The sequence below is a fragment of the Sphingosinicella sp. SM1-17 genome (assembly GCF_056821765.1).
Genome location: NZ_JBPDIO010000001.1, coordinates 835,474 through 860,510 on the forward strand (window position 1 = coordinate 835,474; position 25,037 = coordinate 860,510).

Genomic DNA, 25,037 nt, shown 5'->3' on the forward strand with positions numbered 1-25,037 from the left:
AGTCGTCGTCTCCGCCGAACCCGGCCATGAAGTCGCCGCCGCCGCCGCCGAAGATGAAATTGTCGCCGGCATTGCCGTAGATGATGTTGGCAAGATCGTTGCCGACCAGGCGCAGCGCCGTCGTGCTCGCGGGATCGAACACTTGCAGCATCTCGATATTGTTCGACAGAATGTGGCTTACCGTCGTGATCACCCGGTCGAAGCCGGCATTGGCCTGCTCGAGGACCGAATCGGCGGCATTGTCGACATAATAGTCGTCGTCTCCGCCGAACCCGGCCATGAAGTCGCCGCCGCCGCCGCCGAAGATGAAATTGTTGCCGGCATTGCCGTAGATGATGTTGGCAAGATCGTTGCCGACCAGCCGAAGTGGAGAGGTCGACTCGGGATTTGCCGCCTCAAGCTGTTCGACATGAGCGGAGAGGGCGTGGCTGAGCGAGGTGATCACCCGATCATAACCCTCGTTCGCCCGCTCGAACACAGAATCGCCGGCATCGTCGACATGATATTCATCGTCGCCACCGAAGCCGCCCATGAAATCCGCGCCGCCGCCGCCGCGAATGACATTGGTGCCGGCATTGCCGTAGATGACATTCGCCAATTCGTTCCCGACCAACGTCAAAGGCGATGTCGCGGCAAGGTCGCCTGCCTGCAGATGCTCGACGTGCGGGCCAAGAGCGTAGCTGACGCTGGTCATCACCCGGTCATAGCCTTCATTCGCCAACTCGATCGCAACGTCACCGACATTGTCGACAAAGTGCGTGTCGTCGCCAGGCCCACCCTCCGTTCGATCGGCCCCGCCACGTCCGTCCAGAGTGTCATTCCCGGCGCCACCGATCAGGACGTCGTCGCCCGAGTCGCCCACGAGGGTGTCGTCGCCAGGACCACCATTCACCAGGATCGAAGAAGGAGCCGAATTCTTCACTTTTCACCCGCCCGCGCTGCAAGATTATTAGATGATACCGCCGATCCGTCGCCAAGAACCGCGTCGATGGATCGCCCCGTTATCATGTTGGACCTGAACAAAGGCTAATCATTTCAACGTTAGCACGCGCAAGCGAGCGGAACGCCCCTTAGGTGGAAATACCGGTTGCGGTTGATTTCGAGGACCAGGTCGGCCATGCCGTCGCATCGAGCTTGCTGTGCTCTGCCGCTCCTTTGGTCACTACCGGTCAAGAAAGCAGGCGGTCAGGTGGCCCGATGGCTGGCACAGCCGTTTCGTTGGTGCGGGGTGAAGATGCGACGAGTCGGGCCTGGGGAGTGGGTGGAGGAACCGACAATCGAAACTGATCAAGACGCTCCTCCCGCACTATGACGAACCGCGCTTACGTCACGCTCGACGGCCTCAGGGGCGTGGCCGCGCTCTCGATCGTCGTGCTCCACGCTTATCGCTATATCGGCGACATGACCTGGAGTTCGGCCGCCTTGGCGGTGGACCTGTTCTTTGTCCTGTCTGGCTTCGTCATGGCCTATGCGTATGCCGACAGGCTGGCCGCAGGGATGACTGCGGGCGAATTCATAAAAGCGCGCATCATCCGCTTTTACCCGCTTTATCTGCTCGGCATCCTTCTCGGGGTCGTCGAGGCCATGGTCACGATCCGTCTCGGCCAGGGATCGCTCGACTGGTCGTGGGAGAAGTTGCTCGCCACGCTGCCGTTTGCGCTTTTGATGCTCCCGACACCAGGAGGGAATACGCTCTACCCGCTGAACGGAGTAATGTGGTCGATAGGCTTCGAGCTACTCATCAACATCGTCTGGGCCTTCTTCTGGCGGCCGCTCGGTGCGCTTCGAACATTGATAACCGTCATTGCGCTGTCTGCGCTCGGGCTTGCGGTCAGCGTGTTCTATTGGAACTCGCTGGTCGGGCTCGGCACCTCTTGGCATACCTTCGTTGGCGGCGTGTTCCGAGTGAGCTACTCCTTCTGCCTAGGTCTGCTCCTTTACCGGTTCCACAAGGTCTGGGCATTGCCCAACCTGCCTCCGCTGCTGCTGATTGCAGCGCTGCCGGCCCTGCTCTTCCTTCCCTTGGCCCCCGTGACCGAATTGCTGGTCGTCCTGTTCGTTCTTCCGTGGTTCGTGCTCCTCGGTTCGCGCGTACAGCCGGGACAGGTGCTCGGCTGGATCTGCGACAAGCTAGGCGCCGCTTCCTATGCCCTCTACACCGTGCATAATCGCCTTTACCGGCTCAGCTATGGCGGCCTTCTCTATCTAGGGATCGACCTCCAACCCCTCGCCCCCTGGCCTGGCATTGCCTTCATCCTGCTGCTCATCGGGCTCAGCCTTGCTCTGGAATATTATTTCCATGCCCCGATAAGAAGATGGATGCTCGGCCGAGCCAAGCGTCAGGTTCCTGCAACCGTGCCCTGACCCGAGCACCGACTGCTCATGTCAAGCGTGGGGCCGACGATCGCAAAAGCGCGCGCTGCGCGTTTGCGGCGCGAGGCTAAGCGGGCTTGCGCCCGGTGACGAGATGTCGGGTCGTGCTGTGACCGCGTCTCGGCCGGTCCAGTCGGTCGACAATCTGGCGAAGAGGGAAGCGATCGATCAGGCGGATCAGTGGGGTCGATCTGATTCTGAACTCAAGCGGTCCATCCAAAGGCTGCACCTGAAGCTCGATCAGGCTTGAAAATAGCCGCTCCAGCCCCTGATGGGTGAAGCGCCAGAAGTCGGGATAGTCATCATGGGCTCCGGACGCGGACGTCAGCGACCCGTGATAACCGGTAAGGAACGGCACCGTCAAAAACAGGGTTCCACCCGGCCGAAGGATGCGCACGAGCTCCGTCGCCGCTGCGAACGGATCGGCGCAGTGCTCGAGCACTTCCAGGCAGATGACGCAATCATACGAGCTATCCGGCTGATCGATCCGGCATATGTCGAGGTCGAGGTCGCAATTATAGGCTCCGTAGCGGTCGCTCGGCCGATAACCGGCTGCCTTGTACGCCTTGCCGGCGAAAAGTGACTCCAGCGGGCGCAGCTCCTTGCTGAAACGCTGGTCGGTGCCGATGTCGAGCACATCCACGGCATCTTTTACCGCCCATTCGAGCTTGCTCCTGAAAGTCTTCCACGGCCGGCCCGCTTTGATCACCTGACACCTCCTGCTCGGCGGGGCTGATGGCCGTCGCTCAGTCTAGGGTCAAGCGCCGCCGATCGCCACAAGGGCTTGCCTTCGCCCATCCGCGGGCGAGCGAACTCAGGGTTGAGCTTGGCATGCGTCTCGGGTAGCTGCAGCCTGGACTTCGAAGTGGATTTACAGCATGATTGGTCGGGGTAGTAGAGTTCTAGTCACCGGGTCAGCCGGTTTCGTCGGTTTCCACGTATCGACAAGACTTCTGCAAGCCGGATGCGAAGTTCTGGGTGTAGACAACTTTTCAGATTATTATGACGTTCAGCTGAAAGAGCGCCGCACCGACTATCTGTCAAACCACCCTGGATTCTATTTGTCGCGGATATCCATAGAGAACCAGGAAGCCTTGTCAGCGGCGTGGACAGGTTTCGAGCCGGATATCGTCATCCACCTCGCCGCACAAGCGGGCGTGCGTTATTCCATCGACCATCCGGAAAGCTATATCGGTGCTAATCTGATCGGCACCTTCAACCTTCTCGAGCTTGCCCGGCGCCATCGGCTGAGGCACCTCCTGGCCGCGTCGACGAGCTCCGTCTACGGAGCCAATCGCGACATGCCGTTCCGCGAAACCGAGCCTTGCGCCACTCCGCTCTCGCTCTACGCGGCAACGAAGGGCGCGACCGAATTGATGGGCCACAGCTATTCGCATCTGTTCGACATCCCGATGACGTTTTTCAGATTCTTCACGGTCTATGGGCCGTGGGGGCGTCCTGACATGGCGCTCTTCAAATTCACTCGAGCGATCCTGGCGGGAGAGCCGATCGACGTCTACAATCGTGGCGACATGATGCGCGACTTCACCTTCGTCGAGGATCTGGCGGAGGCGGTGGTCCGGCTGACAGAGGCCGTTCCCGGCAAGGTCAGGGTTGCCGAAGTCGACAGCCTGTCTCCTGTCGCTCCGTTTCGAGTGGTGAACATCGGCCAAGGCAGCCCGGTGAAACTCACCGATTTCATCAAGGAGATCGAGCGGGTTACGGGAAGGGCGGCGGTTCTCAACTTACTCCCTATGCAGCCGGGGGACGTGCCGATGACCGAAGCCTCGTCCGATCTCTTGCGAGCGCTGACGGGCTACGCTCCGGAGACCCCTGTCTCAAAAGGCGTTCCGGCGTTCGTCCAGTGGTATCGGGAACATTATGCAGGATGAGGATCGGTCGAAGACGGCGGTCTTCCTTGGGGCAGACGCCGACTATATGTATCGGTTCCGCTTGCCGCTGATGAATGAACTGCACAAGCGCGGCTACCGGATCGTCGCCGTCGCGACAGCGCCGACGGGCTTCCATCCGGAGCTGTTTCGAAGCGCTGGCTTCGAGTTCGTGGACTGGCCCCTGAAGCGCGGGGGCTTCAATCCCTTGTCGGACCTCGTCAACCTCGCCGTGCCCTGGCGCGTGCTACGCAACGAGCGCCCCCAGCTACTGTTCGTACACACGCTAAAGCCCGTGATTTACGGCACCCTGCTCGGTTGGCTCGCCGGCATACCGAGGCGGACCGCGATGATCCCGGGGCTGGGTTACGCGTTCATCGGAGGCGAGGGCGTCAAGCGCAAGCTTGCATCCTTGCTCGCTTCGCTCGGCTATCGCCTCGCACTGGGCCGGGCACACACCGTTATCTTCCAGAATCCCGACGATCGGGACGCGCTGATCCAACGAGGCGCGCTCCCTCGCACAATAGAGACAAAGGTCGTCAATGGCTCCGGGATTGACCTGAACCGATTCTCGCCCGCGCCCTTGCCGCCATTGCCACTGACTTACCTGATGGTTGCTCGGCTCCTGCGCGACAAAGGCGTTCGCGAGTTTGTCGAGGCGGCGCGGCGGGTCAAGGCTGTCCTTCCCGAAGCCCGCTTCGTCCTCGTCGGCGACAGCGATCCGCACAATCCCGCGGCGATCACCGCTGAGGAGGTGGCCGCCTGGCGGAATGAAGGTCTTGTCGAGATTCGAGGCCGCCTGGCCGATCCGAGGGAGGAGTTCGCCGCCTGCCACGTCTTCGTTCTTCCCTCCTATCGGGAAGGCATTCCTCGAACCAATCTGGAAGCGATGGCTACCGGCCGGGCGGTCATCACGACGAACGTCGCCGGATGCAGGCAGACCGTCACGCCGGGCGTGAACGGGTTGCTCGTGCCGCCACGTGATCCGCAAGCGCTCGCTGCGGCGATGATCGAGCTAGGCGGAGATCTCGATCGGGTACGTCGCCTGGGCGAGAAGGGGTTGCAGCGTTGCCGGGAGCAATACGAACTCGGAACCGTCGCCAGAGTCACTGCTGACGCCGTGGAGGGCCGCTGCTCCAAGGGCGGGGGACCCGCCGATGTCCAATGGGGGAAGCTACGAGATCGCTCCACGGCGCAGGTGATGTGAATGTTCTCGATCGATTTCCTGGATGAGCTGAGGCGAGAGGAACTCCTCGTCGCGGCAAAGCATCTGCCGGCGGGCGCCAAGCTGCTCGAGTTCGGCGCCGGGACTGGCCTGCAGGCGAAGCGACTGTCCGAATTGGGTTTTGACGTTATCGCCGTCGACCTCCCGTCGTCAGGTTACGCGCAATCGCGCGTTTTCCCGATCACCGACTATGACGGCGAGAACATCCCACTCGCCGATCGATCGGTGGACGTGATCTTCTCGTCTAACGTTCTTGAGCATGTCGACAACTTTCCAGCCATCTCCCGGGAGTTCCACAGGATATGCCGCCCCGGAGGAATCGGCATTCACATCATGCCGTCGGTTGCGTGGCGGGCGTGGACCTTTCTGTCGGGCTATCCTAACGCCGCCATGATAGCGGCCACAGCTGCTGGTCGGATGCTGCGGCCGACGCCCGGTCACTCCCGCTTGGCGGTCATCAAGGAACAGACCAAGGCATTTGCCGGATCGATCCTTCCGATCGGCCACGGCACCTCGCCGGAGGGCCTCTCGGAGCTTTGGACCTTCTCGAGCGCCTATTGGCGACGTCGCTTCAGAAAGCATGGCTTCCGGGTGATCGAAGAGCATCCGATCGGGCTCTTCCACACCGGCCACATGCTGTTCGCCAATCGGCTTTCGATCCAACATCGCCGCCATCTGTCGCGTCTCATCGGAAGCGCGGCAAACCTTTTCGTGGTGACTGCGGAAACGCCCGAGTGCGCCGGCTCGCATTAGCCCATGGCCGACTGCACTCAGGTATAACGGGGCGGCCCGGCGGCAGGATGAACGGGGGCACGAAACAGGCGGGGCTCCGCCGAATGCATAAAAGCGGACGCCCTTCCGACGACGATGCCGCCGGCGACGAACACTAACGGGCTGAGCAGCGACGAAGGCAACAACCAAGCGGCGCTGTGATTGAACAGAAGGAACGCTATGAACCAGGCGGCAAGGCCCATCAGGGCACGCGCTTCACGATCACTCCGTCGAACCCGTAGAGTCCGCACGCACGTCCAGAGACAAACGAGAGTCCACAGCACGAACGGGACGAAGGCAACGATTCCACCGTCGGCAAGAATCTGCGCCCAGCTGCTAACGGGGGTGGCCCAGAGCTGCTGAGTATAATTGACCGCAGGCTGGATCGGGCGGAAGAAATAGGTGTGGGAGTTGTAGCCAGATCCGAAAATCTCGCTCTGCTCAAATACCCGAAGGGTGAAGGCGATCGTCCGGGTTCTATCGTTTTCGAGTAGATTGAGGCCGTAGAGGCGTTCCATGAATGCAGTTATCGCGTCTTGGAATATGAACCAGGCGGCGGTGCCGATCAGCAGGGTGCCAAAGCGGATCCAGAAGGTCCTAAGATCGACCGTGCGAGTGAACAGGACCTGGAAGGCAATTCCGATCAACACGATCAGGAGGGGAGCTCGCGAAAGCGTCGCGAACAGCAGCACAAGGCAGGCGGCGAACCAGATGAGCTTGCCGCGCACGAAACAGTAAACCGCGAGGAACGAGACGATCCAGGCGACCTGATCCCCAACGAAGCCGAAATAGCGCGAGCCGAACGCCTCGTACTGTGCGAACCCGAGCATTTCGAGGCCGATCGATGCAGCGCACACCGCGAGCAGGATGTCGGCGCCCCGGTCGATGGCGCCAACGCTGAATGAAGTGACGGCCCAGGCGCGAGCACCCCAAAACAGGACCGCAGGAAGCAAGGCAAGGAAGAGCTGCCGCCACATGGCGTCGTGATCAAGGCGGACATCCACCAACTGTGCTCGTAGGGTCGTGGCGGTCATGGCGAGCAAGAATAGGCCGAGGAGCAAACTTGCCGCGCCTCCCGATTCCATCCTAGGCGCAGGCATTGCGGCCGGGCGAAGAAGAACGCCGGCAATCGCTACCGTTGCAGGAATGAAGAGCAGCGGGAAGGTCCCGATCGCCAGAGCGAAATATGCCGCGATAGCGACGATCAATGGACCATAGCCGATTGCCAATGACATCGCCCAGCCGGAAAGGTCGAGCGCCCAGACCCTCTGCCGTTCATTGCACATTGAAGGGTTCACCGTGAGTTCGATCCGATCATTCAGGCTTTGGACGAGCGCCGAGTCAACCAAGCGCACGCGACACGATATACAGACTCGGCCATTGCAATCCTGTCGAAGAGTGGTGCCTGAGCGTTCGAGCCTCGACGCCGTAAAAAACGGCGCTCGAGGGCGCTCTGGTAGCATCTGTTGGACCGCGCGCCTACCCCAGGTTCGGTCGGGTCTCCAAGGCGTTAGAGCGAGTCGACCGCAATCCGCGGCAGGCCGCGATTGCGAATGCGCGACCGCGACCCTATACCCCGGCCGTCGCTATCGCAGCGATGACCCACAGCGTCCCAATGTCCGACTGGAGCCGTGCCGGATGTGTTCCTCAGTTCCAGAGATGCCGATGACCAGGCGGATGGCGCACGTCCTCAAGCTGTATCCCGACGTTCGCCGCCTTCCGGTCCTGGACGTCGGGTGCGGGGTACGCGTCCCACATTTGCGGCATTTCGCAGACGGGTCCGTCGGGATCGACGGTGAGGACGTGAAAGTCCCTCCAGGCAAACACTTCGCCCGCTGGAACTTTCAGAATGACATCGTCGCGATGCTCGAGGAGAAGGGGCTTCAATCGCGCTTTGATTACGTATGGTGCAGCGATGTCTTCGAGCACGTTCTAAATCCCCACGAGTTCCTTCTCAACCTGCGTCGGACCCTCAGATCGAATGGCATCCTGTTCCTTGGGGTGCCGCTGGTTAACCTGTTGGGAAGGCTACCGGTGGCTCGTCGCACCTTCCTGAATTACTTCTACGGTTATCTTTCGCAGGATCACGTCAACTTCTTCACCTTTGCGACATTGAAATATACGGTGGAATTCGCCGGGTACGAACTCGTCGATTGGTACTCGCCGTTCCTGGCGGGCGTCCGTCGTCCGCTGCGCACGGGTCTTGAGCCGGTAACCGTCATGATGCTTCGTCCCATCCCCGATTTTCAATATGGGCCGAAGGCTTATAAGGAGCTGGTAGACGGGAAGCTCACCTGGAAGGGCCACATCGCCGCTCATTGACGGCCTTCTTTACCGGCGCGCCGATCCGGCGGCTGCAACGTAGATTTCTCCGTGCAGGTCCGCGACACGCTGGAGGGAATAGTTCACGCGGCCGAAGGCATGGAGGCGACGACCCCTCTCAATGGCGGCTTGCGGGTCCGCCGCCGCTCGACGAAGCGCCTCCGCGAACTGCGCAGGCTCGGCAAGATAACCGCGCCCATCGGCAAGCATATCGGCGACGGACCCGACCGGCGTTGCCACCACCGGCATGGCCTCAGCCGCCGCTTCGAGCAAAGCCATGGGCATTCCTTCATATTTCGAATGCATGACCATCAAGTCTGCAGCGCGCATCAGCTCGGCGACATCGGACCGGACACCATGGAAGCTGACGGCGTCATCGATCCCCAATCGCTTCGCGAGCGCTTTGGCTTGCTGCAGGAGCGGGCCATCGCCGACGAATTCGAGCGTTGCGCCAGCAATCGAAGCCCGCCAAAAGCTCTCCAGCATTCCTAGCGGATCTTTCTGATCGGCGATGCGTCCAACTGCCAAAAGCCTTGGCCCACGATCCTGCCACTCCCGGCGCGGGGATGCGTCTCCGAAGAGCACTCCATTCGGGACGACAAGCGTTCGATCGGCGTTCAACTCCGGATGCTGGCCTTCTACGAAAATGATGTCGGTGTGGCGCCAGCGTCGGAGCGCTCGGACGATCGCCGCTCGCGGTGGGCTGTAGCGGTTGAGGTGACTGGTGAAGCAAACGGCCGCAGCCGGGGAGCGGGGAGCGCTTGCCAGGAACGTCGCAGCGAGCGCGTGAAACATGTGTGCGTGGATGACGTCCGGCCGGAACGCATCGATGTATCGGCGCATCCGCGACGCAGCGCTTAGCTTCTTCATCCCCCGGAAGTCGAAAACCTCGACGGGACGATGTCCGTGACCATAGGTGGTCAGGCCACTGAGATCGGGAAGCAGAGCAGCTATGCGAATCTCGAACCGGTCCGGATCCAGATGCGAGACCAAGTTGAGCAGCATGCGTTCGGCGCCGCCAGTGCCGAGGCCGGTAATCACTTGGAGGACTCGAATCGGCCGGTCAGCCACGATGATGCCTTCGAAGCCGTTCGTCCATCGATCGGGTGACGAGAAGCGCCTTCTGCTTCCAGCTGTGTTTCGCCGCCTCGACGCTGGCGCATTTTCCCATGGCGCGCCTGCGCCCTTCGTCACAGAGAATGTCGTCGATCCTTGCGACCAATTCCCTCGCGTCCCAGCCGTTGGTGATGAATCCGTTGCAGCCGTCGCGAATAAGCCAGCGATAATCGTTTGATGGGGTCAGCACGACTGGCAGACCCACCGCCATGGCTTCAAGCGCAGCCGTAGGCGTCCCCTCCAGCAACGCCGTGGAGAGGAACAGGCGTGATGTCCGCAAAATGGCGATCACTTCCTCGACGGAGCGTCGGCCAGGAAGATCGACATTGGCGATGCCCTCGGTCCTGATCCGCTCTGCAACCGAGCAGAGAAGCTCGCCGTCGCCGACGAGCGCAAAGCGGAGGTCCGGTCGCAGCCTGGCGCAATCGAGCACCAGCTGCGGCGCCTTTTTCGGCACAAGGCTTCCGACGCTCACCACATCGTAGCGGTGGCTGCGGGCCGCCGGGGCCGCCGAGAAAAACAGATCCCGGGGCGCGCTCGACAAATGAGTTACCGGGCGGCCGAGCAATTCCTCAAGGAAGGACTGGTCGCTCTTTCCGGTCGTGAAGATGGGATCGCAGCCGCGCAGCGCCCAGCGGTAAAGCCGTCCTCTCGATCGGGCAATCCGGTCGTGCAGCGAGGCGGCCACGGCCGCCGCTCCGATCCGCCTGGCTAGCCGCTTCGCCAGAATGAAGTCGCTCCAGTCGCCATGGGCATGCAGGATCGTTGGATGAGCGGAGCGCATTTCGGCATGATGGCGAAAGGCCGCGCCGTAGAACAGGAGGTTACGCAGCGGCCCCGGTCGCACCGAGAGCAGATCGCGGCCGGGAAGCACCCGGACGGAGGGTCCGGACGCCTGCCCCGAACTGAAGAGATTGATGACAGCGACCCCAAGCTCGCGCTGAGCTTGAGTGAGCTGGGCAATATGCTCCTCCATGCCGCCGGGTTCCGGCGGCAGGCGGAAGTAGCTTCGCACGACGGTGAAGGCGAAAGGGCCGGGAGGAGCGGTCACGGTGAGTGAAACCGACCTTCGCCCGTGGCCGTCTCGCGGATCAACCGGCGGTAGGACTCGAAGACAGTGGCGGCATCGAAGTCCTGGAGCACCCGGCGTCGCCCACTCCTCCCCAATCTAGCCCGTAATCCGACATCCTGCGTCAGTCTTCCAAGTCGGTCGACAAGCTGTTCGGATGAATCGACCTCGATTACCAGACCCTCAATGCCGTCGCTGACCAAGTCCGCGCAGAAGCCCGCGTTCGTCGTCACGACCGGCAGACCGACCGCCATAGCCTCCAGAAGGGCCCGCGGGGTTGCTTCCCGCCGAGAGTATTGGACGAGGAAGTCGGCCTGTGGGAGCCACTCCGCCAGCTGCTCGTGACTGACCGACCCGAAGAAGCGGACCCTATTCTCGGCGCCGCTGCGATGAACCTCCGCTCGACACGCCTCAAGCTGCGGCCCCTCACCGAAGATCCATATCTCTATCTCAAGCCCGGCTTCCAGCACGGCGCGGATCAGACGCAGCTGACCCTTATTGTCGTTCACCGCGCCACTCATCGCCAGCTTCGGTGGTCCGCTAAGGGCGTAGTCCTGCTTCTGGTACCTGAAGCGGGTGAGATCGACACGCGGCGGGACGATAGCGACCTTGCCCGCGAGCGCCTCGCCGTAGCGGTCGAGCAGCCGCCCCCGCATCCCGTAGCTGAGAACCCGGATACGGTCGGCTCGCGCGAGGACGTAAGCGCTGATCTTCTGGGTCAACCAATCCGAAGATCCTGGCGAGGCGTCGCTGAAATAGTGAAGGCCATGGAGTTCAACCAAAAGTCTGGCCCCCTGGCGCTGCCGAACGGCCAAGCCAGCCAGTCCTCCCAGCATTGGGCACTGAGCGACAACAATCTCGGCGGCGCTCTCCCGAGCGATTGGAACGGCGCGAAACTGGGTAGCAAGGAACTCGCGCTCGCGGCTGGTCCGGCTTGGCAGCAAGCGGATGTCCAAACTGCCCTCGGTCATTCTCGAGCGCCGCTTCTCGGTGCTTCGCCCAACCACGGTGTATCGTGCAAAGCCTCTTGCCAGTTCGCGCCAAATGGCAAAAGTCGAGTGATCACGGTCGCCCGGACGATAACGACCGGCGCCGATGTGCAGCACGCTTAGTGGAGCAAGATCTGCCCTGTGCACTGCTGCTTCGCTCACCTCCCTAGCGCACCCTATTGAGTTCCGCAGTCAGCAGCGCGTCGAGCATTTCGGCTACCGCTTCCGTCGAGTAACGAGTGACCCATTGCCGATTCTCCTCGCCGACGCGACGGCGTGTCGCGGGGTCGCCGATCAGCTCGAGCAGGCGATCGGCAAACGCCTCTGGATCGTCCCGCGACACGACGAATTCCCTTTGCAGAGGCCCCACCATGTCGGCGCTGCCTCCAGCGTCCGTCGAGACGACTGGCAATCCGGCCGCCATCGCTTCCATCAGTGCTCTGGGCATTCCTTCCCGATAGGTCGGCATGATGAAGATGTCGGCGGCCGCATAATGGTTGGGGAGTTCGAGATTGGCGACGCTGCCCCTGAAGTTCACAGTCACTCCATCCGCGGCGAAGGACGCCTGCGACTGCAACAACTCTCGCTCTGGTCCATCACCAATCATTTCGAGAATTGTCCGCTGGCCAGCCGAAGCCGCCCGATTGAGGCGCTCAAGGATGGCAGGGAAATAGAAGAGACTTCGCCGAACCGGCGAAAAACGGTGAACGAAAAGAATTCGAACCTCGCCCCGCTCTCCGGTGTCAGCCGGCTTGAAGCGGTCCAGATCGATATCGTTGTACAGAAGCCGAAGCCTGCTTTCGGCCACCCCATAATGCTGCCGATAATAATCGAGCATAGATTCCGGGCCGGTAACGAAGGCACTCGACAAGCGAGTGATCACCCACATCATCAAGTCATCGAAGGCTCGCTTGTGGAAGGGCCGGGCACGATCAAAGTCACGAATCGTGCCACTTTGCCAGTAAAGCGACCGGATTCCCAGCAGCCATGTGAGAAGGGCGGAAAGAACCGCGGGCGGCTTGGATATCCGAACGAAGACCAGTCGAACACCTGCCCTGCGCAACGAATAGAGCTGATAGACGAAGCGTAACAGCCTTATCGGGCCGCCGCTCTCCGACAGATATCTGACTTCGAGACCGAATACATTTCTGGTCCCCTTACCGCCCTTTTCGCTGAGAAGGACGACCGACCAGCCATGCGCAGCGGTCAACCGGTTCAGCAGGTGAAAAACGTGGACGAAGTGTTGGCTGTCATTCGGGCTGACATAATTGAGCACGTAGACGAGCTTCTTGCCTGGGTCGGCTGCCGCGCGGCGGCTTCGGGTACTCCACGCCACAACTGTCATTCCGGTTTGCCTTCTGATGATCCCACGTTCGACCGCGGCTCCGGCGAGGCCGGCAGAAGGTCGATTTCCGGCCACAGGCGAATTGCCAATTCGAACCTGCTGGCGAGGCACGCCAGCGGACGAGCGGGGCTTAGCAAAAACAGTCCTGAATACAAGCGGGCGCGGCTTTGCGCTTGCCATGCGCTGTCGGTCTGCGTAGGTCCCCGACTCCTCATGAAGCGACAGCAAGCACACCGATAACCGCATGTGCGGGATCGCAGGACTCTGGTCGGTCGAGCGGATGTCACATACCGCACTTGCCGCCGTTGGGGGCCGGATGCAGCGGGCTATAGCTCATCGTGGCCCCGACGGCGAAGGCGTATGGGCCGATGCGGAATGCGGGGTTGCGCTCTCCCATCGCCGGCTGGCCATTATCGATCTTAGCGAGGCCGGAGCCCAGCCGATGGCGAGCGCGTCAGGGCGTTATGTCATCACCTATAATGGCGAAATCTACAACTATAGGGAGTTGCGCGAAGAGCTTCGCGCGGGGGGCTGGAGCCATCCCTGGCGCGGCGGCTCCGACACCGAGGTGCTGCTCGCGGCAGTCGAACATTGGGGTTTAGAGGCAGCACTCACTCGGCTTGACGGAATGTTGGCTCTGGCCCTTTGGGATCGAGTCGAGAGACGCCTGACGCTGGCTCGTGATCGGTTCGGCGAAAAGCCGCTTTACTACGGGCTTATCGGCAGGCGTCTGCTTTTCGGGTCCGAGCTTCGGGCCTTGCGTGCCGCGGCTCCCGACGGATTGGGCGATTGGGACCGCGAGTCCCTCAACTATCTGGTTCGAGAACTTTGCATTCCGGCGCCACTATCAATCTATCGCTCGGTGAAAAAGCTGCAGCCCGGCCACTGCATCTCCATTTCGAGCGAGGACCTGCTCGCCGGCCGACTAAATGCACCGGAAAGCTACTGGTCACCTAGCTCGATCGCGGCGGAAGGAGTCGCCAATCCGTTTCGAGGAACGACCGATGACGCGGCCCGACGTCTCGCTGAACTCCTAAAAGAATCCGTGCGGCGGCGGCTGGTGGCGGACGTTCCCGTGGGAGCGATGCTATCGGGCGGCATCGACAGCTCGACGATTTGCGCTTTCGCCCAAGCCGCTTCGCCCACTCCGCTGCGAACGTTCACGATCGGCTTTGAGGACCGGCAGTACGACGAGGCCCCCTATGCGGCCAAGGTGGCCGAGCATCTTGAAACCTGTCACTCCACAATTCGTCTCGGAGCGGCGGAGATCGTCGAGGCCGTGCCGCAGATGGCGCATGTCTACGACGAACCATTTGCCGACTCGAGCCAGATCAACGCCACAATCCTGTCGCGCGCGCTTCGAGGCGAGGTGGCCGTCGCGCTTTCCGGCGACGCAGGCGACGAGCTTTTCGGTGGCTATGTCCGCTACCGAGCAGGTCCAGCCATTTGGAACCGGCTGCGTGCCGTCCCGCGTCCGCTCCGCCGGGCGGCTGCCGGAGCGGTCCGAGCGCTCGGCCAAGCGAGACTTGCCGATCTGGTGAGCCGGATCACGGCTGCGGGCGGGGAAAGGACTGGGAGAATTGAGAAGGCGCTCGGGCTGGTGGATTGCGACACCCCAGCGGACCTGTATGCTCGGCTGTTGTCGGTGCGGCCTGCCGCCGCAGGCGGTCGTGCCCGGAATGCCGAGTTGCCGGGTGCGGAAGAGTTATCCTTTGCTCGGCGAATGATGCTGGGCGACACGCTGGGCTATCTTCCAAACGATATCCTCACTAAGGTTGACCGGGCAGCCATGTCGGTTGCTCTCGAAACCCGAATTCCGTTCCTCAGCCCCGAAGTCTTCGCCTTCGCCTGGTCGTTGCCTGACTCTGCGCTACTCGATCGAAACCGGGGCAAAATCCTGCTCCGCCACGCCGTGGCACCGTTGCTTCCGCCGGAACTGATCGATCGCCCCAAGCAAGGCTTCGCAATCCCCCTTTCGTCTTGGCTGCGAGGCCCGCTGCGGGATTGGGCAGAGGCGCTCCTGGCTGATGAGCAGCTCTCGACTCTCGGAGTTCTCGACTCCGCGCTGATCAAATCCACTTGGCAGTCCCATTGCTCGGGTCGCTCTGACGAGACTTCGCGGCTTTGGCCGGTGCTGATGTTCGAAGCGTGGCGGCACGCCGAGCGAAGCGGCGCTGCCGCGCTAGCCGCCTGAGCGGTTGACGCTCACTAGCGCGATGTCCCTACTCGCCCTATTTCGCCAAAGCATCGGCTATTCGGCGGCGGCGTCGCTGCTTCAGCTTGCCACCACGCTGTTGATCGTCCGCCTTGCCGGCCCCGTCGTTTACGCGGACTTCACTGTCGATTTCTACAAACTGTCGATCATCATCGTCTGCCTCGAGGTGGTGCCAAGCCCACATTCGATCTTCCAGTCGCAGCGTAGGCCGGAACTGACCGCCGATCTCGCCACCTTCGCTCTGGTCAGCGCGATCTTTTGCCTCATAGCTTGGGCGGCGATGGCGGCCACCGACTTCTTTTCACGATATTCGCCTTGGATGGCCGCCTATGCCATTTACGTGGCAGCTCAGCGCTATCTCGACATAAAGCTTCAGGCCGAGAATCGTATCAAGGAATTCTATCAGCTGATGGCGCTGTCGGCAGGACTACGGCTTGGCCTCACAACGGCCGGGCTGACCCTCCTCGCGCTGCCGCAGATCGATGTTCTGTGGGCATCGATCGCGATCGGATCGCTCGTCCCGGTGCTCGGATGGTTGCTGCTGATGCGCGGCGAGGCACGGCTGTTCGTCCGACGCGGCCATTTCGCGTCTCTGGCGGCGCTTTACGCTCGTCGCTCTGAATATTATGGTTACTACCCGAATACCGTTCTAAAACGGCTGCGCGACGCGTTCATGCCGATCGCTGCCTCGTTCGCGATCGCAGATCGGGTGGAGCTCGCCCGCTATCTGCTGGCGATGCGCGGGGTCGAAGCCGTGATGGGGCAGCTCAGAACGGTCGAAGCGATTCTAGCCAATTTCGAGAACCGCGCACGGGCGGCAGCGCAGCGCACTCGCCACCTCATCCTGCTCGCGGTCCTCGCACAGGCGGCGGTCTTCGTCGCCAGTCTGCTGCTGACCTTCCAAACCGGGATCGACGGCGCGACCGTGCTGCTTTGCTTCGTCGCCAGCCTGTTCGCTTATCCCTATGTAGTGGAGATCGGCTATCGTTCGGACGCCTATGCAGCAAACGTTCCTGCTCGAGTTACGATCTCTCTGGCCTCATTCCTGCTAACTCTCGTCGCCGTCTTCCTCCTCCTCGAGACTCTGAAGATCGATTTCGCTCCCGCTTACGTTTTGGCGCACGTGCTGGCCCAGACCGTTGCGGCGCTGACCTATCGGCTCCGCCGCGGACAGTAGTCCGTTTGATCCCCGCCATACTCGAGCGGTCTTTGATGGCTCGCGGATGCTGCGCTTCCGCGGGTTGACCGCAGCTACGTCGTCAGCCAACCGGCTTGGAGAAGACAGCGATGACCGTCGATGTGGTGAGAGAACGTGGAAGCAGCCGCGCAGCAAGCCGTCCGATACACCCGGTGAGCGTCAGGTTTCCGCTCGACCCGTATGTCAGTGCTCGAACCTCAACCTGCATGGCCAATTCGGCCGCCTTGCGTTGAAAGAACTGGTTGATCTCGCGAAAGTTCATGATCCAGCGATGTCGATCAAGTGGGTCCGACCCGTCGAAATCATACTTTCCTCCCAGTCGGCCCTCCCGCAGAAACCGAACTCGTGTCTGGAGATCCGCGCAATTCGGCAGGCTGACTATAAGAAACTTGTCTGCCAGTCCCGCCAGCCTATCGAAATTGGCGGAAAGCTTCTCAGTGTGCTCAAGAATGTCCAGCGCGACCACTGCTGAAAAGGTCCTCCTGAAATCAACTGTTGCGAAGTCACCAACATACTTCACCTTGTCAGTCGTCGCGACCAAGTCAGCACCATAATAGTCAATGCCTGCAGGGATGATATCCGCAAGCTTGGCATCGCGACACCCCACATCCAAGAGGCTCTCTACACCCTGGAGCCCCCAGATGATCTGCGCACCGAAACCTATTCTGTCCATATATTTCCTGTTCGTAGTATCAATGAAGTTCGGCGGGCCAGTGTCTACGGATTGCCGAAACTGAAGTTACTCGCGAGGACCCTCATTTGCAATCGATGCACGTAGCCGACCTGCTTGGATATAGCGCGGATCATTCTACTTCTTGATCATTGTCCTGAAACCAATTGATCACAGCCTATGCTTTCTGAGAAATAGCCCGCATCTCTTGGCGACGATACCGGAAAGCGACTCTTGCTTAAGATATAATTAGGTTTGCGGACGTTACCTTGCGCCAAAGCCCGTCAGGATGGTGGTGATCGTTCGGATTGCAATAATGATATCAAGCCATGGTGAGAAGTTCTTAATATAGTAAAAGTCGTACTGCAGTTTCCAATGTATCTCCGTGACTTCCGCTACATGGCCTTGATTGACCTGCGCCCAGCCGGAGATGCCTGGTCGTACGATATGACGATATCGATAGAATGGTATTTCGGCCTCGTACCAGCTGGAGAGCACTTCCGCTTCGGGACGCGGTCCGATCCAGCTCATTTCTCCGCGCACGATGTTGATAATTTGCGGCAGCTCGTCCACCCGGGTACGCCTGAGGATCCGACCGATCCGGGTCACTCTCGGATCGTCTTGACTAGTTATAGCTTCACGGCGGTTGCCAGCGTCGCCGGTTCCAGAATGATACATAGTTCTGAACTTGTAGACGTTGAACACGTTCCCTCTGTAACCGACCCGCCTCTGCCTGAAGAGGACTGGTCCGGGGGAGTCGTACTTGATCAGCGCGCTTACAAGAAGCAAGAACGGTAACAGCAACGGCAAAATGGCAACGACTGCAATGATGTCAAGCAGACGTTTGACTTTGTTATACATAAGTGCCGGCACAAGCGAGCCGAAGTTGTTCTCCGACAGATGGTCTATTTGCACGCGACCCGTTAGCGATTCCCGCAACTGCTTCACGTGGTAGACAGCTATTCCGGATAGGGCACTGTCAGCAAGGAGCCTCTCCCAATTGCTTGGAAGGTCCGCCTGGAAATCTGCCACCACAGCGCCACAGAAACTGACCGGCGCGAGCTCTGGTCTTCGCAGTTCGATCCACTCAACCTGCCTGATGTCACGAAGACTTCCTGTGTCACCAAAGGGCACGACGGCAATGCGAAGCCTCCTTGTCCGGCTTGAAAACGCGACCAGCGCGAAGAACCAGATCAAGCTACCGGCGTACCCGGCGACAAGGAGGAAGCGGCTGTAGTCGGATCGAGTCATCAAGAAGAACGCCAGCACGAGTGCCCATCCGATGGAGAATGCCGGCAGAATGAAGTTGCTGGAGCGCAGCCCTGGATAGACGGTAAGATTTCTGTAGGCATATGTGCCGAGCGCCAGTGCAAACGCGTTTGCGGCGCTCGTGGTCCAGATGATCTCGGCCTCGGTCAGCGACGGTTGAAGAACGACGCGCATGAGCAACGGCAGTGCGACTGCGCAGAGGAAACCTCCGCCAAGCTGAACTCGTAGACGCTGGCTTAGCGGTCGGGCAGGCATGCTGCTCCGTGCGCCATTCATGATTGTACGCTGATACAGACTTATCCCTTTCCTATCCTGGCGGGGGACAGGGGCGGCAACCTAGCTCATCGCGTCCGGGCCCACCAGTCGCCATCGGCTCGATCAACATAAGGGGCGTAGGCCGAAGCCGTCAGCGAAGCCAGGGGATGCTGACCGTTAGAGGCAGTCAGCAGGATATAGTTCATCAGTGCGCCTGCAATCGAAATCAAAACGTCCATTGCCGGACGCCAATTCCAAAGTCATGTTGTCGCCAAATCCCTTTCAGATCGGCGATGCAACCGTCAGTGCGCACGAGTCGCCGTATCTCCTCAGCGCGCAGATTTCGGTATTCCCGATGGGGCACTGCGACGACAACAAGATCATAACTCCGCTGTAAGGCAGTCTGGTCCACCTCGAGAGCATATTCGTGCAAGGCCTCGCCTGGGTCAGCCCTGGGATCATGAACTGTTACGCCATGACCGAGTTCGCTCAGACGACGAACTACATCCACAACTTTGCTGTTCCGGAGATCCGGCACATCCTCCTTAAAGGTGAGCCCCAAAACAAGCGCCTCGCCAGCCTTGCCTCCACACTGCTCGTGAAGCCGGTCAGCCACCCAACGGCTCATGCCGTCGTTGATGGATCGCCCCGCTAGGATCACCTCGGGCTGATGACCGAGTTCCTGCGCCCTATAGCTCAAATAGTAGGGATCAACCCCAATGCAGTGTCCACCCACCAAACCAGGCTGAAACTTAAGGAAATTCCACTTAGTTCCAGCGGCTTCTAATACATCCCAGATCGAGATGTCCAATTTCGAGAAGATCTGAGTGATTTCGTTCATGAAAGCGATGTTGATATCCCGTTGCGCATTCTCGATCACCTTGGCCGCTTCGGCTGTTTTGATCGAAGCCGCGCAGAAGACCCCGGCCGTTGTCACTGCTCCGTAAACTTCTGCCAAGCGACTGGTGACCGCTTCTGTTTGCCCTGCAACCACTTTGATTATGCGGTCAATCGTATGTTCACGGTCGCCAGGATTGATTCGCTCCGGCGAATAGCCAAGGAAGAAGTCACGGCCCATCGCTAGGCCGGAGACTTGCTCGAGAACAGGACCGCATATTTCCTCAGTCACACCGGGATAAACGGTGCTCTCATACACGACAATCTGTTCCCGGGCACCTTGAAGCAGGCGGCCGACCGCTTCTGAAGCGGCCAGCAGCGGCGTCAGATCAGGACGATTGCCTGCATCTACCGGTGTAGGGACTGTTATGATGTAGAGGTCAGCACCCCTACAGTCTTCGAGATTGCTTGATAACATAATCGAAGAACGTTTGAGCGCCTCAGCATCAATCTCGCCGGTGCGATCTTCGTGGCGACGCAACTGCTCGATCCGTTCAGGATTTATATCAAATCCGACAACCCTGAACTGCCTTGCAAGTGCCACAGCGAGGGGCAATCCCACGTACCCTAACCCTACGACAACTATCTTAGTCTGGCCCAATCTCGCTACTTATCCCCGTTCATTGGTGTGTCAGTACCTTGGACGCCATCGCCTGCGAAGTGAAGCGGCGCGTCGACTAGCCAAGTCGATGCTCCGCGGCAACCTGCATGGTTCAAACCACTCTTGTATCGGCGTTCGGACGTTCAACAGCATTGAGGACAGGATGCGCCCGGCCGATCTAAAGATTGCTTCTGAGCCGCCATAACTCGGGAAAGGCACGTTTGGAGAGGGTAGACTCAAGGTAAGGAACTCCCGGAGTTCCGCCTGTGCCTCGCTTGAGTCCGATCACGCGCTCAACTGTCACAACATGTTTGTGTCGCCAAACTGCGAGTGCATCGTCGATGTCCATCAGCTTCTCGGCCAATTGATATAGCGGCCAATGTCGATCCGTGTGACGATAGACCTCGGCCCACGATTGCTCGACCGCCTCGCTCGGCTGGTACGCCAAGCTCCAATCCCGCTCAAGTACGCCTACTGGGAGGTCAAAACCCGACCGAGCAAGTGCGGCATTAGCCACATCCCAGAGCCCCGGACGCTTCAGAGCTTCGGAAAGCGATTCGTGAGCCTTCGACGTCTCCGCCTGCCACGTTAGATGACGGCTATCCTTCAGTCCAAGCAAGAATTCCATCAGCCGGAACTGAGCGGATTGGAAGCCACTCGACTTACCGAGCACGCTTCGAAACCTGAGGTAATCCGCCGGCGTAAGCGTCGAGAGTACATCCCAGCTCAAGGTCATCACCGCCTGGATCCGCGACACGCGGGACAAGTTCTTGTGAACTTCGATCAAATTGTCCCGGCGGATCAGGTCGATCGCCAACCTTAGTTCGTGAATGATCTGCTTGAGCCAGAGCTCCTTGGTCTGATGGATGATGATGAACAGCATCTCGTCGTGATGCCTGGAGATGGGATGCTGTGCCGTGAGAAGCGTATCCAGGTCGAGATAGCCCCCATAGGTCATATTGCTGGCGTCGCTCATAGGGGCGCTCTAACACGCGGCTCGGGGAGCGAGAAATGTAAGTTGTGGATCATAAGCCCCTTCCGGCGTCGCGGCGGTCAGCGCTCGAGGATTCCCTTCCGGGGATATAGGCTGCCGAACTGGAGAGTCGGGCGGGCACGACCTCCGGCGGCTGGCTCCCGTCTCAGTTCGAAGCCGCTCGGCGGCGCAGGTCCTCGATGCAGCGTTCCGCGGTTCTTCCGTCCCAGCGGTCAGGTTTGCGATCGCTCCGCCCGCGATCGAGAGCTTCGCGCAACGCATGGATCAGCGAGTGAGGCTGCACAAGCCGGTTCGTCCCCTCCGTAATCGTGATCGGCCGCTCTGTGTTCTCGCGCAAAGTCAGGCAGGGAATTCCGAGATAGGTCGTTTCCTCCTGGATTCCGCCGCTGTCCGTTATCACTGCGGCCGCCCCCATCACCAGGTTCATGAACCTGATGTAGGGCAGCGGCTCGGCCGTCTTCACTCCGGCACGCCGAAGCCGATCCGCGCTTTTGGATCGGGCGAGCCGCTCGGCGGTCCTCGGGTGAACCGGAAAGACGATCGGCAGCTCCGCCTGCAACCGACAGAGCGCTTCTACCAGCATCTCGAGCTTGGCAGGATCGTCGACATTGGAGGGCCGGTGCAGAGTCACGACCGCATAGGAGCCTCTTGCCAGGCCAAGTTCTTCGGCAATGCGCTGCGCTTCGATTCGCGGGCGGACCATCTCGAAACTGTCGATCATGATATTCCCGACACGGCTGATCCGCTCGTCCGGAACGCCTTCGGCGCCCAGATTCGCATCGGCATCGGGCGACGGCGTCCAGAGCACGTCCGCAATGGCATCCGTGACAAGCCGATTGATCTCTTCGGGCATCGAGCGGTCGCCACTTCGGAGCCCGGCCTCAAGGTGGACGACACGGATGCCGAGCTTGGCTCCGACCATGGCCGCAGCCACCGTGGCATTGACGTCACCGACGACGACGATCCAGTCTGGTCGATCCTCGGCGGCGATGCGTTCGTAGGCGATCATCGTCCGGCCGGTCTGCTCGGCGTGGGTTCCCGAGCCGACGCCCAGATGGTGATCGGGTTGCGGAAGGCCGAGATCGACGAAGATCTGCTCCGACATGTTCGCGTCGTAATGCTGCCCGGTATGAATGAGCACCGGCTTGAAATCGCTCGTCCGCGACAGGGCATGCCAAAGGGGTGCCACCTTCATGAAGTTCGGACGCGCGGCAGCGATGAGGTGGACGAACTGGGCCATCTGGTCGCGTTCAGCCGTGCCGCGCAAAGACGGAGCGTCGTCCGTCGGCAGCGAAGGCAATGACCTGATAGGGATCACGCCGCTCGTGACCCACGTCCATCCCCGGCGAGCCCATCGGCATCCCCGGAACAGCCAGGCCCCTGATCGCGCGGTTGCGGCTTCGGATCAGGCGCTGGATGTCGGCCGGGGGAACATGACCCTCAATGACATAGCCCGCCACGAGAGCGGTATGGCAGCTCTGGAGATCGGCGGGCACGCCCCGCGCCCGCTTGATCGCGGTCATGTCGTCCGCCTGAACGACAGAGGGCGTCACACCGAACGCGGCGCGAATCCGCCGCACCCATTCGAGGCAGCAGCCGCAGCCCGGCGCATGCCACATGACGATGCCGCGGGAACCTTGAGCGAACCCCACGCTCGGAACCGCGATGGCCGCCGCCCCAAGCGTGACCAGAAAGGTTCTGCGATCCATTTCTTCTCCTAAAGCCGTTCGGCGGTGGCGACCACGTCGGTTGCCCGAAGCGCGGCGAGGATCCGCATCAGATGTTGCAGATCGTGCACCTCGATGTCGAGATGGAAGGTGTGGAAGGAGCCGTCGCGGGCGGTCTGGTCCATGCTCACGATGTTGGCGCCGTGGCTTCCGAGAATCCCGGCGACGATGGCGAGCGAGCCGGGCTGGTTCTTGATGACGATGGCGAGGCGAGCCGTTCCGCCATCGGTCTCGTCCCCCCAGGCGAGATCGACCCAATCGGCATCGACTCCGTTCGCCAGAGTGTCGCAACCGATCACATGGACTTCGATCCCCTCCCCCTCGCGGCGCAGACCGACGATCCGGTCGCCGGGGATGGGGTGGCAGCATTCGGCCAGCTGAAAGGCGACTCCCGGAGTCAGCCCCTTGATGGAGATGGCAGTACGCTGCGGCGGCGGCTTCACGCCCTCGGTCGTTGCGGAGCCGGGCATCAGAGCCTCCATCACCGCCATGTCGTCGATCCGCTTGAGCGCGATCGCCTCCATCAAAGCGGCGTCGTCGGGCAGGTGCAGCCGGCGAAGGGCCTCCGTCATCGCCTCCCAGCCGAGCGGCGCCGGAAGGCGCTGCACGATCTCGTCGAAGATCTTGCGGCCCAGGGCGATCGTCTCCTCACGCTCCTTCGACTTCACCCAGCGCCGGATCTTCGCTCGCGCCTTGCCGGTGACGACATAGCTGAGCCAGGCCGGCTGCGGGTGCTGAGCCTTGGAAACGAGGATTTCCACCTGATCGCCATTGTTCAGCGGCGTTCGCAGCGGCATCACCCGGCCATTGATCTTCGCGCCGACGGTCTGGTCGCCAAGATCGGTATGGACGGCATAGGCGAAATCGATCGGCGTCGCGCCTTTCGGCAACTGGATCAATTCGCCCTTGGGAGTGAAGGCGAAGATCCGGTCCTGGTACATGGCCATCCGGGTATGCTCGAGCAGTTCCTCGGCGGTTCCCGCATGATCGAGTATCTCGATGAGATCGGCGATCCATGGATGGTCCGAGCTCGCTTCGACCACGCCTTCCTTGTAGGCCCAGTGGGCGGCGAGACCATGCTCGGCCTGGGCATGCATCTCGCTCGTTCGGATCTGGATCTCGATCCGCATCTGCTCGTCGTGAATGATCGTCGTGTGAAGCGAGCGATAGCCGTTGCGCTTGGGGGTAGAGATGAAATCCTTGAATCTTCCGGGGACCATCGGCCAGCGCTGATGGACGAGGCCTAGAGTGCGATAGCAGTCCTCCACCGAGTCCACGATCGCCCGGAAGGCCATGACGTCGGACAGCTGCTCGAAGCTGACGTGACGTTCGGCCATCTTGCGCCAAATGGAATAAGGATGCTTCTCCCGGCCCTGAACCTCCGCTGCGATTCCGTTCGCCTCGAGATGAGCCTTTATACCCCGGCCGATTCGCTGGATCAGGTCTCCACCTCCGCCCTCGTGCAGCCGTTCGAGGCGCTTGGTGATCGACTCGTACGCGTCGGGCTCGAGCTCGCGGAAGGCGAGCGTCTGCATCTCCGTCATGAATTCGTACATGCCGATCCGCTCGGCGAGCGGCGCATAGATGTCCATCGTCTCACGAGCGATGCGACGGCGCTTTTCCTCATTCCTGATGAAGTGGAGCGTTCGCATGTTGTGCAGCCGGTCGGCGAGCTTGACGAGCAGCACTCGAATGTCGTCCGACATGGCGAGCAGGAACTTGCGGAGATTCTCGGCGGCGCGCTGGCTCTCGCTCTGGGCCTCAATCTTGGACAGCTTGGTAACGCCGTCGACCAGTCGGGCGACACTCGGCCCGAAGTGACTTCTTATCTCCTCGGGCGTCGCGAGCGTGTCCTCGATCGTGTCGTGGAGAATGGCGGTAACGATCGTTTCATCGTCTAGGCGAAGGTCGGTGAGGATTCCCGCCACCTCGATCGGATGGCTGAAATAGGGGTCGCCCGAAGCACGGGTCTGGCTGCCATGGGCCTTCATCGAAAACACATAGGCGCGGTTGATCAGCGCCTCGTCCGCCTCGGGATCGTAGCTCTTCACCTTTTCGACAAGTTCGTACTGACGAAGCACAGCATCAAGATGGGGTGCGGGAGCCGCTCCA

The 25,037-nt window shown here is 60.8% G+C and carries 21 protein-coding genes and 1 pseudogene; 7 read left to right on the top strand and 15 right to left on the bottom strand.

The window, feature by feature from the left end:
• Window positions 1-922: pseudogene (locus tag ACRYLT_RS04230) on the bottom strand (hypothetical protein); the annotation flags it as partial.
• Window positions 923-1,308: 386 nt separating this feature from the next.
• Between ACRYLT_RS04230 and ACRYLT_RS04235 the strand changes: the two are divergent.
• A complete protein-coding gene (locus ACRYLT_RS04235; protein WP_482662861.1) occupies window positions 1,309-2,364 on the top strand; it encodes an acyltransferase family protein in 1,056 nt (351 codons plus the stop codon).
• Window positions 2,365-2,440: 76 nt separating this feature from the next.
• Here ACRYLT_RS04235 and ACRYLT_RS04240 read toward each other — a convergent pair whose 3' ends face one another.
• Window positions 2,441-3,082, bottom strand: a complete 642-nt coding sequence (locus ACRYLT_RS04240) for a class I SAM-dependent methyltransferase (protein ID WP_482662862.1) — start codon at window positions 3,080-3,082, stop codon at window positions 2,441-2,443.
• A gap of 169 nt (window positions 3,083-3,251) precedes the next feature.
• Between ACRYLT_RS04240 and ACRYLT_RS04245 the strand changes: the two genes are divergently transcribed.
• From ACRYLT_RS04245 to ACRYLT_RS04255, 3 genes are read left to right on the top strand one after another with little or no spacing between them, the layout of a single operon-like run.
• Complete coding sequence (locus ACRYLT_RS04245; RefSeq protein WP_482662863.1) at window positions 3,252-4,265, top strand: NAD-dependent epimerase/dehydratase family protein; 1,014 nt, start codon at window positions 3,252-3,254, stop codon at window positions 4,263-4,265.
• On the top strand, window positions 4,255-5,469 hold the full coding sequence (locus ACRYLT_RS04250; protein WP_482662864.1) for a glycosyltransferase family 4 protein: 1,215 nt from the start codon (window positions 4,255-4,257) through the stop codon (window positions 5,467-5,469). Before ACRYLT_RS04245 ends, ACRYLT_RS04250 begins: the two co-directional genes overlap by 11 nt.
• Complete coding sequence (locus ACRYLT_RS04255) at window positions 5,470-6,240, top strand: class I SAM-dependent methyltransferase (protein WP_482662865.1); 771 nt, start codon at window positions 5,470-5,472, stop codon at window positions 6,238-6,240.
• Window positions 6,241-6,257: 17 nt separating this feature from the next.
• Here ACRYLT_RS04255 and ACRYLT_RS04260 read toward each other — a convergent pair whose 3' ends face one another.
• Window positions 6,258-7,343 (bottom strand): O-antigen ligase family protein, encoded by a 1,086-nt coding sequence (locus tag ACRYLT_RS04260; RefSeq protein WP_482662866.1) that lies wholly within the window; start codon window positions 7,341-7,343, stop codon window positions 6,258-6,260.
• A 592-nt stretch (window positions 7,344-7,935) separates the two neighbouring features.
• On the opposite strand from ACRYLT_RS04260, the gene ACRYLT_RS04265 reads away from it, so the two are divergent.
• The gene (locus tag ACRYLT_RS04265; protein WP_482662867.1) at window positions 7,936-8,580 is read left to right on the top strand and encodes a class I SAM-dependent methyltransferase; all 645 of its coding nucleotides are present in this window, start codon (window positions 7,936-7,938) and stop codon (window positions 8,578-8,580) included.
• A 9-nt stretch (window positions 8,581-8,589) separates the two neighbouring features.
• Here ACRYLT_RS04265 and ACRYLT_RS04270 read toward each other — a convergent pair whose 3' ends face one another.
• Genes ACRYLT_RS04270 through ACRYLT_RS04285 form a run of 4 tightly spaced genes read right to left on the bottom strand, consistent with a single transcriptional unit; the run spans window position 8,590 to window position 13,099 of the window.
• The gene (locus ACRYLT_RS04270) at window positions 8,590-9,651 is read right to left on the bottom strand and encodes a glycosyltransferase (protein WP_482662868.1); all 1,062 of its coding nucleotides are present in this window, start codon (window positions 9,649-9,651) and stop codon (window positions 8,590-8,592) included.
• Window positions 9,644-10,747, bottom strand: coding sequence for a glycosyltransferase family 4 protein (locus tag ACRYLT_RS04275; protein ID WP_482662869.1), 1,104 nt, complete (start codon window positions 10,745-10,747; stop codon window positions 9,644-9,646). Before ACRYLT_RS04275 ends, ACRYLT_RS04270 begins: the two co-directional genes overlap by 8 nt.
• On the bottom strand, window positions 10,744-11,916 hold the full coding sequence (locus tag ACRYLT_RS04280) for a glycosyltransferase (RefSeq protein WP_482662870.1): 1,173 nt from the start codon (window positions 11,914-11,916) through the stop codon (window positions 10,744-10,746). Before ACRYLT_RS04280 ends, ACRYLT_RS04275 begins: the two co-directional genes overlap by 4 nt.
• Window positions 11,917-11,920: 4 nt before the next feature.
• Window positions 11,921-13,099 (bottom strand): glycosyltransferase family 4 protein, encoded by a 1,179-nt coding sequence (locus ACRYLT_RS04285; protein ID WP_482662871.1) that lies wholly within the window; start codon window positions 13,097-13,099, stop codon window positions 11,921-11,923.
• Window positions 13,100-13,343: 244 nt separating this feature from the next.
• On the opposite strand from ACRYLT_RS04285, the gene asnB reads away from it, so the two are divergent.
• Both asnB and ACRYLT_RS04295 read left to right on the top strand, forming a co-directional pair.
• Window positions 13,344-15,293, top strand: a complete 1,950-nt coding sequence (gene asnB, locus ACRYLT_RS04290; protein ID WP_482662872.1) for an asparagine synthase (glutamine-hydrolyzing) — start codon at window positions 13,344-13,346, stop codon at window positions 15,291-15,293.
• A 22-nt stretch (window positions 15,294-15,315) separates the two neighbouring features.
• The gene (locus ACRYLT_RS04295; protein ID WP_482662873.1) at window positions 15,316-16,491 is read left to right on the top strand and encodes a hypothetical protein; all 1,176 of its coding nucleotides are present in this window, start codon (window positions 15,316-15,318) and stop codon (window positions 16,489-16,491) included.
• Between the two features lie 82 nt (window positions 16,492-16,573).
• Here the strand turns inward: ACRYLT_RS04295 and ACRYLT_RS04300 are convergent, their stop codons facing one another.
• The 8 genes from ACRYLT_RS04300 to ACRYLT_RS04335 all read right to left on the bottom strand — a co-directional run bounded on the left by ACRYLT_RS04300 (window position 16,574) and on the right by ACRYLT_RS04335 (window position 25,006).
• A complete protein-coding gene (locus tag ACRYLT_RS04300; protein ID WP_482662874.1) occupies window positions 16,574-17,185 on the bottom strand; it encodes a class I SAM-dependent methyltransferase in 612 nt (203 codons plus the stop codon).
• 261 nt (window positions 17,186-17,446) lie between these two features.
• Complete coding sequence (locus tag ACRYLT_RS04305; RefSeq protein ID WP_482662875.1) at window positions 17,447-18,625, bottom strand: sugar transferase; 1,179 nt, start codon at window positions 18,623-18,625, stop codon at window positions 17,447-17,449.
• A gap of 167 nt (window positions 18,626-18,792) precedes the next feature.
• Window positions 18,793-18,945 carry a hypothetical protein gene (locus ACRYLT_RS04310; protein ID WP_482662876.1) on the bottom strand — a complete coding sequence of 51 codons (153 nt, stop codon included), beginning with the start codon at window positions 18,943-18,945 and terminating at the stop codon, window positions 18,793-18,795.
• Window positions 18,933-20,204 (bottom strand): nucleotide sugar dehydrogenase, encoded by a 1,272-nt coding sequence (locus tag ACRYLT_RS04315; RefSeq protein WP_482662877.1) that lies wholly within the window; start codon window positions 20,202-20,204, stop codon window positions 18,933-18,935. Before ACRYLT_RS04315 ends, ACRYLT_RS04310 begins: the two co-directional genes overlap by 13 nt.
• A gap of 178 nt (window positions 20,205-20,382) precedes the next feature.
• Entirely contained in the window at window positions 20,383-21,180 is a 798-nt protein-coding gene (locus tag ACRYLT_RS04320; RefSeq protein WP_482662878.1) for a tryptophan 2,3-dioxygenase, read from the bottom strand.
• 163 nt (window positions 21,181-21,343) lie between these two features.
• A complete protein-coding gene (gene wecB / locus ACRYLT_RS04325; protein WP_482662879.1) occupies window positions 21,344-22,438 on the bottom strand; it encodes a non-hydrolyzing UDP-N-acetylglucosamine 2-epimerase in 1,095 nt (364 codons plus the stop codon).
• A 10-nt stretch (window positions 22,439-22,448) separates the two neighbouring features.
• Entirely contained in the window at window positions 22,449-22,907 is a 459-nt protein-coding gene (locus ACRYLT_RS04330) for a DUF411 domain-containing protein (RefSeq protein WP_482662880.1), read from the bottom strand.
• A gap of 8 nt (window positions 22,908-22,915) precedes the next feature.
• On the bottom strand, window positions 22,916-25,006 hold the full coding sequence (locus tag ACRYLT_RS04335) for a RelA/SpoT family protein (protein ID WP_482665391.1): 2,091 nt from the start codon (window positions 25,004-25,006) through the stop codon (window positions 22,916-22,918).
• Between the last annotated feature and the right edge of the window lie 31 nt (window positions 25,007-25,037).